This window comes from Vibrio sp. MMH1-50 (assembly GCF_022347645.1).
Classification (GTDB): domain Bacteria; phylum Pseudomonadota; class Gammaproteobacteria; order Enterobacterales; family Vibrionaceae; genus Vibrio; species Vibrio harveyi.
Window position 1 is genome coordinate 37591 of sequence record NZ_JAKRGG010000010.1, and the last position, 13875, is coordinate 51465.

At 44.6% G+C, this 13875-nt stretch carries 17 protein-coding genes; 8 read left to right on the forward strand and 9 right to left on the reverse strand.

All coding sequences use genetic code 11. The features are described from left to right. Positions 1 to 188: 188 nt before the first annotated feature. From MHO32_RS09965 to MHO32_RS10000, 8 genes are all read right to left on the reverse strand, one after another. Positions 189 to 599: a hypothetical protein gene (locus tag MHO32_RS09965; protein WP_049536704.1), complete on the reverse strand. Its 411-nt coding sequence runs from the start codon at positions 597 to 599 to the stop codon at positions 189 to 191. Between the two features lie 2 nt (positions 600 to 601). Further along, complete coding sequence (locus MHO32_RS09970; protein ID WP_050934086.1) at positions 602 to 1129, reverse strand: GNAT family N-acetyltransferase; 528 nt, start codon at positions 1127 to 1129, stop codon at positions 602 to 604. Further along, on the reverse strand, positions 1126 to 1560 hold the full coding sequence (locus MHO32_RS09975) for a GNAT family N-acetyltransferase (RefSeq protein ID WP_029790898.1): 435 nt from the start codon (positions 1558 to 1560) through the stop codon (positions 1126 to 1128). The genes MHO32_RS09970 and MHO32_RS09975 overlap by 4 nt, the downstream gene beginning before the upstream one ends. Before the next feature lie 17 nt (positions 1561 to 1577). Continuing rightward, positions 1578 to 2333: a class I SAM-dependent methyltransferase gene (locus MHO32_RS09980; RefSeq protein WP_239211557.1), complete on the reverse strand. Its 756-nt coding sequence runs from the start codon at positions 2331 to 2333 to the stop codon at positions 1578 to 1580. A gap of 25 nt (positions 2334 to 2358) precedes the next feature. Next, entirely contained in the window at positions 2359 to 2988 is a 630-nt protein-coding gene (locus MHO32_RS09985) for a class I SAM-dependent DNA methyltransferase (protein WP_239211560.1), read from the reverse strand. Between the two features lie 107 nt (positions 2989 to 3095). Then, complete coding sequence (locus MHO32_RS09990) at positions 3096 to 3608, reverse strand: protein disulfide oxidoreductase (RefSeq protein ID WP_050925350.1); 513 nt, start codon at positions 3606 to 3608, stop codon at positions 3096 to 3098. Continuing rightward, positions 3605 to 5716, reverse strand: coding sequence for a protein-disulfide reductase DsbD family protein (locus MHO32_RS09995; RefSeq protein ID WP_239211563.1), 2112 nt, complete (start codon positions 5714 to 5716; stop codon positions 3605 to 3607). Before MHO32_RS09995 ends, MHO32_RS09990 begins: the two co-directional genes overlap by 4 nt. Before the next feature lie 66 nt (positions 5717 to 5782). Further along, on the reverse strand, positions 5783 to 6196 hold the full coding sequence (locus MHO32_RS10000) for a hypothetical protein (protein ID WP_050932991.1): 414 nt from the start codon (positions 6194 to 6196) through the stop codon (positions 5783 to 5785). 139 nt (positions 6197 to 6335) lie between these two features. Between MHO32_RS10000 and MHO32_RS10005 the strand changes: the two genes are divergently transcribed. The 8 genes from MHO32_RS10005 to MHO32_RS10040 all read left to right on the forward strand — a co-directional run bounded on the left by MHO32_RS10005 (position 6336) and on the right by MHO32_RS10040 (position 13484). Next, on the forward strand, positions 6336 to 7241 hold the full coding sequence (locus tag MHO32_RS10005) for a LysR family transcriptional regulator (protein ID WP_005444884.1): 906 nt from the start codon (positions 6336 to 6338) through the stop codon (positions 7239 to 7241). Between the two features lie 176 nt (positions 7242 to 7417). Further along, positions 7418 to 8749: a paraquat-inducible protein A gene (locus tag MHO32_RS10010; RefSeq protein WP_005444882.1), complete on the forward strand. Its 1332-nt coding sequence runs from the start codon at positions 7418 to 7420 to the stop codon at positions 8747 to 8749. Further along, positions 8742 to 10388 (forward strand): intermembrane transport protein PqiB, encoded by a 1647-nt coding sequence (gene pqiB, locus MHO32_RS10015; RefSeq protein WP_005444880.1) that lies wholly within the window; start codon positions 8742 to 8744, stop codon positions 10386 to 10388. The genes MHO32_RS10010 and pqiB overlap by 8 nt, the downstream gene beginning before the upstream one ends. After that, entirely contained in the window at positions 10388 to 10957 is a 570-nt protein-coding gene (locus MHO32_RS10020) for a PqiC family protein (protein WP_009698461.1), read from the forward strand. The genes pqiB and MHO32_RS10020 overlap by 1 nt, the downstream gene beginning before the upstream one ends. 221 nt (positions 10958 to 11178) lie before the next feature. Beyond that, entirely contained in the window at positions 11179 to 11958 is a 780-nt protein-coding gene (locus MHO32_RS10025; protein ID WP_239211566.1) for a hypothetical protein, read from the forward strand. Between the two features lie 84 nt (positions 11959 to 12042). After that, on the forward strand, positions 12043 to 12525 hold the full coding sequence (locus tag MHO32_RS10030) for an SRPBCC domain-containing protein (protein ID WP_009698463.1): 483 nt from the start codon (positions 12043 to 12045) through the stop codon (positions 12523 to 12525). A 159-nt stretch (positions 12526 to 12684) separates the two neighbouring features. Beyond that, a complete protein-coding gene (locus MHO32_RS10035; protein ID WP_005444872.1) occupies positions 12685 to 12924 on the forward strand; it encodes a hypothetical protein in 240 nt (79 codons plus the stop codon). Positions 12925 to 13031: 107 nt separating this feature from the next. Then, positions 13032 to 13484 carry a hypothetical protein gene (locus MHO32_RS10040; protein ID WP_239211568.1) on the forward strand — a complete coding sequence of 151 codons (453 nt, stop codon included), beginning with the start codon at positions 13032 to 13034 and terminating at the stop codon, positions 13482 to 13484. Between the two features lie 88 nt (positions 13485 to 13572). Here the strand turns inward: MHO32_RS10040 and MHO32_RS10045 are convergent, their stop codons facing one another. Next, positions 13573 to 13851, reverse strand: coding sequence for a hypothetical protein (locus MHO32_RS10045; protein WP_235612192.1), 279 nt, complete (start codon positions 13849 to 13851; stop codon positions 13573 to 13575). Between the last annotated feature and the right edge of the window lie 24 nt (positions 13852 to 13875).

Consider the following 13875-nt stretch of genomic DNA (forward strand, 5'->3'; position numbering starts at 1 on the left):
TATCCCTATTCATTCAATGATGTTCACATCGTGCCGCAAGATCGACACTATAAAAACGACGCACAGACGACAGTCGCCTTTTTGTCATGTGACACCATGGCGACAATGGTATGACAGTTCTTAATTTTCAATAAGTTAAGCAATCAACTTGAGGACAAACCCCTGCCGTCTCCGTGGTTCAATATCCACTATTGTGGGCATAGAGAAAACAACTCTTGTTCTTCAGTTTGATATTCAGCCGCCTCTTTAGCGATAGCGATATTTTGCTTACTCGCCTTAAACTCAGAACCAGTGCCGGGCCAAAAATACCCTTGGTCATCATGACAGAGCACAATAATCGATGCTGCAGCTCCTAAATTTGGCTCATCTCCCTTCGCTGCATACATTTTGAAAGATATGTGAGACGAAAAATTCCCTCGAATCTCTTCGAGTACGTCAGCTTGAATTTCGTAGTATGCATCAACACCTTGCTTTATTTCTTCAAAACTCGTGAGCCGTAAAACGGCGGAATACGGTGTTTGATTGATCGCAACTCTAAGTGGCTCTTTTGCCATAACTTCTACCGCGATAAAAGTAATAAACCATAGCGTCCACTTCATGCTTATCCCCTTTTAAACCGCATACTTAAACAGTCCTGCGGAAACATACTTAACGCAGGAAATACCGTGTATTCCTTCAGCACGTCTTGTTTCTTAAATCCACATTTTTCCAGCACGCGAATACTGGCTTGATGGTCGATATGTGGGGTTGTGTAAATCTCCTCGACTCCGATGCTTTTCAGATGCTCGATACCAAGCTTACACGCCTGAGTCGTATACCCTTTACCTTGATAATTCCTAGAAATCCCAAAGTGAATTTCGCTACGACTTTTTTCAGGGATTAAGACTAAGCAACCAATGGGAACGTGGGTCGCGTTTTCTTCAATTGCGAACACCAAGATATTAGGGTGAGCCAACTCATATTGAGCTCGCCATCGACTGATCGCTTGTAACGTTTGGTTTGGGCTTTGATGGGCTTGTCGATTGAGGTACAAACACGTTTGCTCATCGCCAAAGTAGTTTTCAAACAAAGGAACGGCATCTATTTCTTCAAGGTATCTGATTGCCACATCTTGCGCTTCTCGCCTCATTGGCTCTCACCTTGATACACGTCTGGGTTCCATATCTGCATAAAGTTCTCGACGGACTCGATAGGCTTAAAGCCGAACTGTTCATACAGACCATGAGCATCACGCGTCGCAAGCATCATTCTGCGCAAACCTTGAAGATTTGGATGGGACACGATTTCAGAAACCAACCATTTACTAATGCCTTGCCCACGGTATTCCGGGAGTACGAAAACATCGGCAAGATAAGCGAAGGTGGCTTTGTCAGTAATAAGGCGAGCAAACGCGATTTGTTGATTGGACTCAGTAAACACGCCGAAACAAAAGGAGTTTCGCACCGCTTTATCTAGCGTGTCTCTCGGCACTCCTTTCGCCCAATAGCTCTGTGAAATGAAGTGATGGATGCAATCCAGATCCATCTCTTCAAAGGCAGTGCTAATGCGATATCCTTGCATGGTGTTCTCCCAATAAATCAAAGCTTCTCTGCGACGCAAATTAGGTTGTTTGAGTTTTCAGAAAACTTATCTTCTGTCCAAGAGCTGTATTTTTCGGTAATACATAAACCCGCCTGAGCAAGAAACACTTCAATTTCAGATAACTTTCGATACTTCAAATCAATGCTTGAGTGAGTTGTTGAACCATCTTGGTAGTGACGTTCTTTCTTCAAATAAAGGATTGCACTTTTAGCGTCATAACGTTCGCTCATTCCCATGTACTTTACTTCGCCTTTGTCGGGCAATTCATAGGTTTGCCACAACGACATTTCAGCATCCATTTCCAAGTTATCGGGCGTTGGTAAACGGGTATCAAAGATGAAACGCCCACTTCTATTGAGGTGATTGGAAATCGAATTAAGGACACCAACTAGCACCTTATCGGAGAGGAAAGCTTGGAAAGCATTGCCCGTCATGATCGCCATATCAAAGCATTTATCGAGAGAGAATTGAGTGGCATCCTGATGCAAAAAAGAAACGTTATCCAATCCCTGCGCTTTGTGTTTAGCATGTATTAACATCCCCTCGGCAATATCAATACCAACAGCGTTATCGAGTGGCTTTGCGACAGGTATGGTGACAATACCCGTACCACAGCACACATCCAGCAAACTTCGAGCACACATCGCGGTAATGTACTTTTGTATCAGAGCGATATCATCTTCGTAATGTTTATCATACTGAGCATCGTATTCCATGCCTGATGCAAACTCACTGAGATCTTGTGTCTTCAAAAACAGTCCTTGTTTATTTAATTGATTAACTTGGCTTTCTTAGCTCTAAGAGAAGGTAGCGACATACATAACCTGCACCTGATGTGTAGCCGACAAGATTTTCAAGCGATACGACTTTAAGCCCTGCGTTTTGGCTGAACTCGCGAACTTCGTTCTCGGTGTAAGCGGTGTGTACGACTGTGCCACTGTAGGTGTTTCTCGGCAGATCTTTTCCATCTGGGTCGTGACATTGGAAACTGATAAAGCAACGCCCATCAGCATTTAGCAGCTCAGCAATACATTGAAGTAGCGACTGGGGATCGACGAGAAATTCCGTGAATCCGAGAGCGGTAATGATGTCGAAGGTTTGATTGAAAAGTGGGGAAAAAGGTTGGTCAAGATCATGAACATTGACGCTTTGATATAAGTTGGTTTCGCGCGCTTTGTTCACCATATTGGAGGAGATGTCCAAGCCATGTAGAACGGCATCAGGGTAATGAGATTTTATGACTTTCCCGATGCTGCCTGTGGCGCAAGCCAAATCAAGGACTGAGCCTTGCTGTAGATTGAGTGTTTTTAGCTTCCCGTCGACCCAACGTGGACCAACATATTGGCTGTCTTCAATTAACTTTTGGTAGCGCTCAGATACTTCATCATACATTTTGGCAACGTCCATGATTCCTCCTTGAATTCTTGAACGCTTGCCAATGTAGCACGCCCTACTCACCTATACACTTATGTCCTTGTAAAAGCGTGAAAAAAGTCGACGTGCTACGCATTGATTTAAGCCATCCAGATCCTCGCTAAAATACCTACTGGTGTGGTAACACCCGTTGTAATTGAGCTTATCTTCCCATCTTTTACAACATAGATAGTCGGAGTTACGCTAATGCTCCATTCTTGCATGATGGTGCTTTTGGGATCATTGACATTATCGAACTGGTAGTCTTTTGCCTGCATGAATTTTTGTACACGTTCTTCTGGACCAGAGGCACCAGAAACAGCAACGACTTCATAATAGTTGCTCAACCAACTCACGCTAGGGCTAACAAACTTACACGCAGGGCACCACGTTGCCCAAAAATACACGACAACAGGCTCGTCATGGCTTTTGGCAATCACATCGACGAACTCACCGTCCGCCATGATTGCACTAAGAGGCGGCGCATGCTCTTTGGGAATGTCTTTGGTGCGGTACCAATCCATCGCGACCGATATAACAGTCACCATGAGGATGATTTGTAGCGCTTGACCAAGCCAATATTTCAGCGACTTGCGCTTTTTTACGGTGTTCACTTAATCACACCTCCGCTTGCTTGCTCAATGGCTTTCACCACAACATCGTCAGTCAAAATCACTGGTAAAGGAATACCTTCTGGTGCAGCAGGACCATAAACTATGTTGAATGGCACACCAAAACGACCATGTGCTCTTAAGAAATCGGTAACTGAACTATTGGGATGCGTCCAGTCGCCTTTTAACGTCGCAACATTAGGGCTTTGCAGCAATGAGTAAACTGGATCTTGCCAGATCACACCGATCTTGTTGGCTTTACAAGTGACACACCAGTCAGCAGTCACATCCACAAATACTACGCGACCATTTTTCACGTGTTCCGCAATCGCTTCATTCGATAACTTTTCCCAAGCCAAGTCTTCAGGCAATGGGGTTGCCCAATGATTCGCTGTCATGCTGCCTAGCATCAGTCCACCAGCGATTAAGATGAGCGATGCCGTACCTGACACTGCCAGCGCTTTGTTACCGTAGACTCGCTTGACACGCGCCATAATAACGATGAATGCAACCAAGCCGATTAAGATGACCCAAAATACTGGAAAGTGATTCGCCATCAATGACAACAACCATGCACTGGTTGCCAGCATCATGATGCCGAATACGATTTTCACGACATTCATCCACTGCCCTGGCTTTGGTAACTTCAACGCGATACCCGGGAAGATAGCGACTAAGATCCAAGGCAGTGCCATGCCTAATGCCAGTGCGGTGAAAATAGCAAACAACGTTGCTACGTCCGCACCCAGTGCAAACGCAACGGCGGTACCTAAGAAAGGCGCAGAACAAGGCGTTGCAAGCAGAGTCGCGAACATTCCTTGCACGTAGTGTCCAAATAGCGAGTTATCGCCCTTCGACGCTAGCCAAGTATTCGTACCTGAAGACAGGCGAATTTCAAACAAACCAAGCATGTTGGCGCCAAATAATCCGGTCACCAGCAGCATTAAGCCTAAGAACCAAGGGCTTTGGAATTGCACACCCCAGCCGATAGCATTACCTGTCAGCTTCAACACTAAGATAAACCCAGCCAAAAGCCAGAACGAAGTCAGAATACCTAACGAAGAAGCGATGAATTGAGTGCGAATTTGGCGACGTTCAACACCTTGTGCGGCCACAATGCTGCTTAACTTCATACCTAGTACTGGTAGTACGCAAGGCATGATATTCAGAATCAAGCCGCCTAGTAGCGCAAACAAGAATATGTTCACCAGTGAAGTGGTTGGCAAAGCTTGCGTGATAACACCCGCTTTTGCTTGCGCGGTTTCTTGCGCCAGTAGGTTGTTATCTTTGATTGAGACGTAAAGCGATTGGTTATCCAGCTCTACGTCACCCAACCAAGTATTCACTAAATAGTTTGCGGTAAGCGTATTGCCCTCTTGATGCAGCCCTTCCAACTTGAAGCTGTAATCGCTCGTTGTTTCATCGACACCATCGACTAACACTTCTGGCTTCTGCCATCCTTGTGAGTTGGTCAGTTTGATTTGCAACTTAGATTGGCTCGCATCCCAGTTTGCTTGCGTAACTTCAACAAAAGGAGAAGGCTGAGGTACACTGCTCACTGCTTGCGCGTAAGTAAACATCACTCCTTCATCAACTTGTAAGTCGGAAGGTAGGAAAGACAGTTGAATGTGATAATCCGTCAGGACACAAATGGTCGTGCACGAAGACAGTGTCAGCGTCGCATCAATCGTCACTGGTTTATTCATGTCTTCGACGTGCAACGTCATTGGGAAAACGGTGTCACCTTTATAACCCAGCGTTTCAATACCAAGCAGTTCGTATTTCTGCGGGTACGGCCATTGCCAATCCACTTTGGTTAGGTTTTGTGATTTTTTCCAATCAATAGAAGGCGCGACACCACCTTCACCCGGTGAACGCCAGTAGGTTTTCCAATCGCCGGTGAGTTTGACATCAAGATAACCAGTAAGTGTGTTGGTATTGGGATCTTGTTGTCCGGTAAGTACAAAGCGCGTCTGTACAGGTGGATGTTGAGGGTTGGTCAGCCACCCGGTGTCTGTCGTCTGTGCTTGGGCAAATAACGAGAATAAGCTCAGCGCTAACGTCATGAAGATCATAACCGCAGCTTGAGTTGTTTTTTTAATGTGGTTCATAGTGATTCCTAGTTAAAAACAAGTGTAGAAAATACTGACGGAAAAATACTCGTCAGAAATCACTTGTTATTCACGGAATACACATAGGGTGAGATGGACCCGATACTTATGGATTATCGGTTCTGTCCATTGCCTTTGGTTAGCAAATGCGCAGCAGCGCCACACGGCTAATACGAAGAGACCAACAAACAGCACAACAACCATGGTTTCCAGTTGCTGTTGAGCAAATTGAATCAGTTTTTCAGATAACTCACATTTACCCGTATCGTGCCCACTGTCGGCTCTCTCAATCTTTGTGACATCATTAACTCGCCCCCCATCAACCAACACCGAGGTCGTGTTCGAGTCATATTGCATGGCGCAACTGAACATCAAGCCGGAGTTTTTCAACAGGCACACCACAATCACCCAGCCAATCAAAGCTAGGAGCCATTTCCCTTGATGTTGGGATGCAGAAGATTGTGAAGTGGATGCAAGCATATTCGTTTTGATTGTCAATCGTTGGCGGGAATCATACGCAAGTTTATATAAACCTCAAGTGGTATGAATTTTCTGCGCCGCTCTCATTGGTAGCTAATTATGATAGTCTTATGACTACCATTTCCGTAAATAATTCAACATGCTCAATAAAGTTAATCTTGCTGATATTCGCTCCTTTGTTTTGATTGCTCAACTGGGCAACTTCACCAAAGCGGCAGAAGCCCTTTCAGTATCGCGTTCTCATGTGTCTCGCCAAATCAGTGGGCTAGAAGCGCAAATGGGCGTGACTCTACTCACTCGAACTACGCGAACATTGCGTTTGACTCATGCCGGTGAACGTTTTTACCAAGAATGCGAAAAAGCACTGCATGATATCGACCAAGCATTAATTGCCGCTGTCGACGATACTCAAGAAGTTCGAGGGTTGATCCGAGTGAACTGCGTCGGCGGTTATATCGGCGAAGACATCGTCGCTAAATACGTCAATGAATTCATGTTGGAATACCCAGATGTATTTGTGGATTTGGACTTCTCTTCGCCTCGAATTGATTTGATCGAAGACCAGTTCGACGTTGCGATTCGTATGGGGGAGCTGGAAGACGCGGGATTCGTTGCGCGTAAGTTGATGATGATCGACATGGTCACACTCGCGAGTCCACGTTACCTTAAAATACATGGCGAACCAGTCGCCCCTAAAGAGCTTGCGAAACACCGTACTCTCACAGGCTCAGTTACGCGGTGGAGCTACCGTAACGTTGCTACACCAACTGAACACAGTGACGTGATAGTGAAAGGTAATTTACGTTGTAAGAATGGTCGCGCTCTTGTGATGGGCGCACTCTACGGTAACGGCATTATTCGCGTACCCTTAAGTTACTGTGACAAAGAAGTAGAGCAAGGCAAGTTGGTCAAAGTGATGCCAGAATGGGAAATCCCATCGGTACCTCTGTCAGCGATTTTCCATCGTGACCGCTACCAGCCTAAACGTCTGCGAACCTTCATTGATTTCATCAAGGCCAAGTTTGAACAAGACGCGAAAGCTTAAAACGAACATTAGAGCGTCTCGTCGCTCCTCGCCCTCTCTGGATAACGCAACAACCAGTCTCTAAGGCTGGTTTTTGCATTAAACAGGTAAGAAACGTGTAAACAATCCCGCAAAAACAAGCGCATAACGTGAAAAAGGGTTATTCTTAGTTATTAAAAGTACGAAATAATTAATGAATGAGCACCCAACCTAATTCACGTCAATTGATCTCCTGCGAAGAGTGCGGCTTGGTCGTTCGTATTCCTGATATCGAACAAGGTCAAAAAGCACAGTGTCCTCGCTGTGAGCATTCGCTAACTAAAATCAACGCGAAACCGTATCAAAGCGTTCTTGCTGTCTCGGTCGCTTGTTTGATCATGCTAGTTTTGAGTGTCTCTTTCCCATTCATGTCGTTCAGCGTTCAAGGTTTATCTCAAGAAATCACTCTAATGCACGCAGCGAAGATGCTAGCGGAATTTCATAATGCGCTCCTTGGCGCTTTATTACTTGCGACCGTTGTCATCCTTCCCGCGATCTACGTCGGTTTGATTCTTTTCCTTCATCTTGAAGCCTTGAAGTCGCTCAAGCATCCATTGAGTAAAAAACAAATTCGCATGGCGAAGACTCTGTGTCGAATTCTGTTTAGAGTAGAACCTTGGTTGATGGTCGATGTCTTTTTAATTGGCGTGTTAGTGAGCCTAATTAAGATTGCTTCGCTGGCTGAGATAGGCATGGGCAGTTCATTCTGGGCATTCTGTGTGTACACAGTTTTGGTGGTGAAGTGTATTTCTATGGTAGATAAGAGCTGGCTATGGGGGCATTTCATCCCATCTATCGAACTACCAAATGTGAAAGAAGGTGACACGCACCATGACAATAATCACATTGGTTGCCACACGTGCCATCAGCTTAACCCTATCGAAGATACTAAACATCAAAAGTGCCTTCGTTGCCATAGCCCAGTTCATAAATACAATCCTGCGAATAACTTACAGAAAGCATGGGCACTGTTGTTTGCCTCTATCATCTTTTACATTCCAGCCAACCTTTATCCAATGATGTATACCGTTAGCCTTGGTCATTCCGAAGGTTCAACCATCATGGAGGGTGTGGTGCTGCTGTGGCAACTAGGCTCCTACCCAATCGCTGCCGTTATTTTCTTTGCTAGTGTCTTTATTCCTATGGCAAAAATGCTCGCCTTAGCATGGCTTTATTACAACGCGCAGAAAGCTCAATACTTGCCACCAGAGGAAAGTATCTCGCGTTTAAAAGTGTACCGAATGACCGAGTTTATTGGGCGCTGGTCAATGATTGATATTTTTGTGGTCGCGATTTTGGTTGCGTTAGTACAACTGCAAAACCTAATGGCGATCTACCCTGGTCCTGCTGCCCTTTCATTTGCGGCAGTGGTCATTTTCACCATGCTCTCTGCCATGATTTTTGACTCGCGTTTGTTATGGCAATTACCACAAAACGAAGCGCAGAAGCCAATGACGAATAACTTAACTGAGAAAGCTAAATATGAGTGATGAGAACAAAGCAACCGCTCAAATAAAACCGCAAAAGCAGGTCTCCGCAATTTGGATCATCCCGATCCTTGCACTGGCGATGGGAGCGTGGATGTTGTTTCAATACATCAACAGTACTGGTCCCGAGATCACTCTGAAGCTACCAACAGCAGAAGGCATTGAAGTCGGCAAGACTGAAATCAAGGCACTCAATGTAAAAGTGGGAGTGATCACAGATGTTAAGCTCAGCAAAGATTACGACCACATTATTGCCACGGCACAAATGAACAAAGATGCCGATCGTATGCTGCGTGAGGATTCGATGTTTTGGGTCGTCAAACCGCGTATTGGTCGGGAGGGAGTTTCTGGTTTAGAAACGCTACTTTCCGGTGCCTATATCCAGCTGCAACCAGGCAACTCCAAAGTTGAAAAGGAACACTTTAACGTACTTGACGTTCCACCCGTTGCCTCCCCTGATGCAGAGGGTCTACGCATTGTCTTGACCCACCGCGAAGCAGGCAAACTCGGCGTTGGCGATCCGGTGATTTACAAAGGCTTCACCGTTGGGCGTGTAGAAACCACCAGCTTTGACGTGGATACTCGCCGAGCACTGTACCAACTATTTATCTTCAAACCATACGACAGCCTTGTGCGCACTAAGACTCATTTTTGGCTAAGTTCAGGTGTTGACTTACAACTGAACGCCGAAGGTTTTGAGGTGAAGTTTGGCTCTCTTGAAAGCTTAATCACTGGAGGGGTTGTCTTTGATACCTTACCTGGCTTAGGAGCGGGAGATGAAGTCAAAGAGGATATGACGCACTTCCGTTTATTCGATGACGTTAAGCAAGTGCGTGAAGGCATGTACGACGACTACATCCAATTTGTCATGATGTTTGAAGAATCAGTACGTGGTCTTAAACGTAAAGCACCCGTGGAATATCGCGGTCTACGTATCGGTACTGTAATGAAAGTGCCAATGCGTATGCCAACGCCAGACGAAGATTTCTCTGCGAAAAAAATTCCTGTCTTAGTTCGTATTGAACTTGGACGCGTGTACAACGACTTGCCTGCCGACAAGCTACCTCTTTTCAAACAGAAACTGAAAGAAGAGTTTGCTAAAGGGCTTCGTGGAACACTAAAAACCGGCAACCTGCTGACTGGCGCATTGTACATTGATACCGATTTTTATCCTGATGAAGACCCATACGTCCCAAGCGAGTTTGAAGGCTTAGACGTCTTCCCGACCAAACAAGGTGGGTTCGCTCAAGTACAACGCCAAGTAAATGACTTCCTGACAAAAATTAATAGCTTACCGATGGAAGAGACGCTTCACTCATTAAATAAAACCCTGAAAACATCAGAGCGCACTCTCGCTTCTGCTGAGCGCGTTGCAAGCAGTGTTGACAAATTGCTTAACCAAGACGATACCAAAGCCATTCCACAAGACATTCGCAAGAGCTTAGAACAGTTGCAGAAAACCTTGGATGGTTATGGTCCGAATTCCACTATGTATAGTGAGATGGAGTCCACATTGAAAGAGTTGGAGCAGGTAATGACGGAGTTCAAGCCCGTTCTTAAGCAACTAAATGAAAAACCAAACTCATTGGTCTTTGGTGAAGATGAAGTGAATGATCCAATTCCTGTTAGAGGGCAAAAATAATGAAACGCGGACTTTTATTGATTTCTGCCCTATTGGCAGGTTGTAGCAGTGCACCAGAAAACACCGGGGCATTGTATGTGTTGCCTGAAGCAAGCTCAGCGAAAATCAGCGACACCATGATTGCACAACGTCCACAGCTTGTTGTTCGTCCAGCTCAACTAGCAAGCTATCTTGCTGACAGTGGCATTGTGTACCGAACATCTGAGACTCAAATCATTCAAGCAAAACACAACCAGTGGGCGCACAGTATCTCTGAGCAAATTACTCAACGCATGATTGATGATCTACGTGCTAAGCAAAGCCAATACTGGCCGGTAGAAGTGAACAACTTACTCGACCAAAGTGACCAAAGTAAACTTCAGTTATCGCTGAGTAAGTTTAATGGTAGCTATGAAGGAAACGCAGAAATTGAAGGCGAATGGCTTATCATTGATGCGAATGGCAAAGTGAAAAACAGTGCACCTGTAACAATCAAACTGCCTTTGCAAGACGAAGGTTATGATGCGCTTGTTGACGCGCTTTCCGCTGGGTTGAATAACCTTACTGATCAAATCGCTGCTCAACTATAAAACTCTCTCGCCCACTCCAATTGAGGAGTGGGCGTTTTCTTCTTCAAATCTCTAATCGCCCTCTTCTCTCAACATCATCCAGAGAAAACACTATTAAGCCATATCTAGCGATACCGTGAGTGAAATAAAGCGTTTCCGTTAGTCGTCGTTTTTGAATTACCCCACTCCATGCCCTACGCTAATCTTTATGCAACTCATTTAATTAAAATATGGACGTTGATATGGTTAAGAAAATCCTGCCGGTTCTTTCTCTGCTCTCTTCTTATCTGATAGCACCTTTTGCAATGGCAGACGATACATACTCGTCACCAAGCCATTGGCAGCATAGTGTTGAAGTCTACATGCAGGCTCTCAATATTAATGGCGATTCCACAATGGGGAATTTCTCAACTGACCTTGACGTAGATCCTAAGTTCATCATGGATCATCTTGATATTGGTGCGATGGCAAGGCTTGAAGGAGTGTACAAAAATAAATGGGGTTATTACCTCGATTACAGCTTTATGGATCTAAATGGCAGTGCGAATAATCTATCTGGCATTTTACCTAATGTTACTTATCGTGCAGATCTGGACGTCAGACAAGGCGTACTTGAAGCAAAAGTGTTCCAACGAGAAATCCATTCATTTGGCATGATTGATTACATGTTTGGCTTACGTTGGTGGGATAACGACATCAAGGGTAAAGTCTACCGTAACGATAACCGCATTCTCGCAGACAGATTAAACATCAAAGAGGACTGGGTTGATTTCTTAGTGGGCGTGCGTTGGTTAAACAATCTCACTAAAGACTGGCGTTTTCATGCAAGTTTAGACGCTGGTCTTGGAGCAGATACGAACTTTACTTATGCGACACAAATAGGCTTGCGTTATCACATGAATGATTGGTCGGACATTAACCTGGCTTACAAATCGACTTGGGTGGACTATGTCAATAAGGGAACCTTCGAATACGATACTGCCTCTCACGGTTTTCTTGTTGGTCTTGGACTATATTTTTAGTCCCCTCAACATAAGGCGCTGCAGCACGCCAACGTAGGATCTTCTAAGCTAGTAATAACCTTCTCACTTAGGCAAAGCTTAATGATGAATAAATCGGAAGTTATCTGGCCAGATTATTACCACCCTAAACATTCTCATATACACGTACGCAGCCAAATCGAGATCCCTGAACCACCAGAAGTTGTTTGGCAACATCTGGTTCGCGCTCCTGAGTGGCCGGCATGGCGTCACTCTAAAACCATGGTTCAGATCTTAAGTGGCGATAGCACGTTATGCAAAAACACCATGTTTCGTTGGAAAACATCTTGGGTTGATTTTCACTGCACAGTAGTCGAATACACCTTGAATCAACGCTTGGCATGGAAAGGCAAAAAAGGAGGTGTTGATATGTACCACGCTTGGGTTTTAGAGCCGACAAAAACAGGTTGCTGTATTACAACGGAAAGTACCCAACGCGGTGGAATGACCTGGCTTACAAAATACTTCGCACCAAAACAGCTAAGAAAGTACCACCTAAAATGGTTAGAAGAGTTGTGCCGCCAATCTCACGGCAATTGCGAGAAATAATGAAAATATACACTCTACTTGCTACTTAATATGCTCAATAAATGCGCTCAGCCTGATCTCAATCATGTTTGAAGCACGTCGCTTAGGATACCCTTAGCGAAAACTATAAATCCCCAATCCTATGACCTAATGGTCAATAGATAAGGCGCTTGAGCAGCAATGTCGATTAACATTTCAGATCTAACCACCGCATTAAGCAAGGTGGAGCACATACATAAAGTCCAATTGGAAAATGTGCATCAATTCTTTAAGTCTAACGAAACTTTCTCGGTACAAGCCTTTAGCCAAATTGTGGCAACGGACTCTATTGATGAACGTTTTAAAGCTATCGACAAAGAATTTGCTTTGTTGGGCGATGCTAAAACTTACCTACTAGAGGCTTCTTACTTAGTTGCTTAGAAGCCAAGCCAGCTAAAGTAAAAAATTGCGCTTGCAAACCTTAAATGAGATTTATTTTTAATCGCATTACTGTTAAATTATCGGCAGTTATCGTATGAGGTTTTGCAATGAACGCGAAGAAAGCGCTAAAAAAATTGAAGAAGAAAACCGTAAAAAAAATGGCTTCTTCTTCACATAAACAGCTTAGTGCTTTAAAGAACAACGCATTAGGCAACCCTGCCACATCAAAATCTCACACTTTCTCTTCACAAAGTGAACTCGTTAATGAGCTGAAAGGCGTCGCAAACCAAGCTGTAATGAGTGCAGCATATGAGCTCGCCGCGCCTCTCAATCCACTGTTATCTTGGTTTAACGATGCTGGCGGTGTCGTTGATTTCACCACTGCGCCTAAAAAAACCTCAGTACCGTTATCAAAACAGTCAGCGAACGATTCAACACCTGCATTTTCAGTTAAATCAGTCGGTCATTTGCCCTTGAAATCACCACCTTGCAAGCGTTGCCCTGCTCTCTCGAATGGCATTTGTAAGTGCGCAGCGAAGAAGTTTAAGCTTAGTGCTTAACGTCACAAGTAAAGCGATAGCCAAACGTACTTGATCAAAAAAGCCCGACTTGATGCCGGGCTTTTTAATGTTCTTTTTTCTCAACCGCTTATGCCAAATTCATGATAACTCGGCTGACTGATGGACCAACGATACGAGTCAATGCGACCCCTGTTAATCCTTTCACTAGACTCTTTGTTCCGCTCACCATTGCTTTCTCAACAAAAGAAGGCTTTTCGCTGCTTTGCGTCCAATGATGACTTTCTAGAATTTCCATCAAACTGTCACAATCTAGCTCACGACTATCGAAGCTGATCGCTACAGATCCTGCATATTTCTTATGCTTTACTTCACGTACAGCATCAATCCCTTCCAACTGACAAATCAATTCTTCGACCTCTTTGGGGTGATC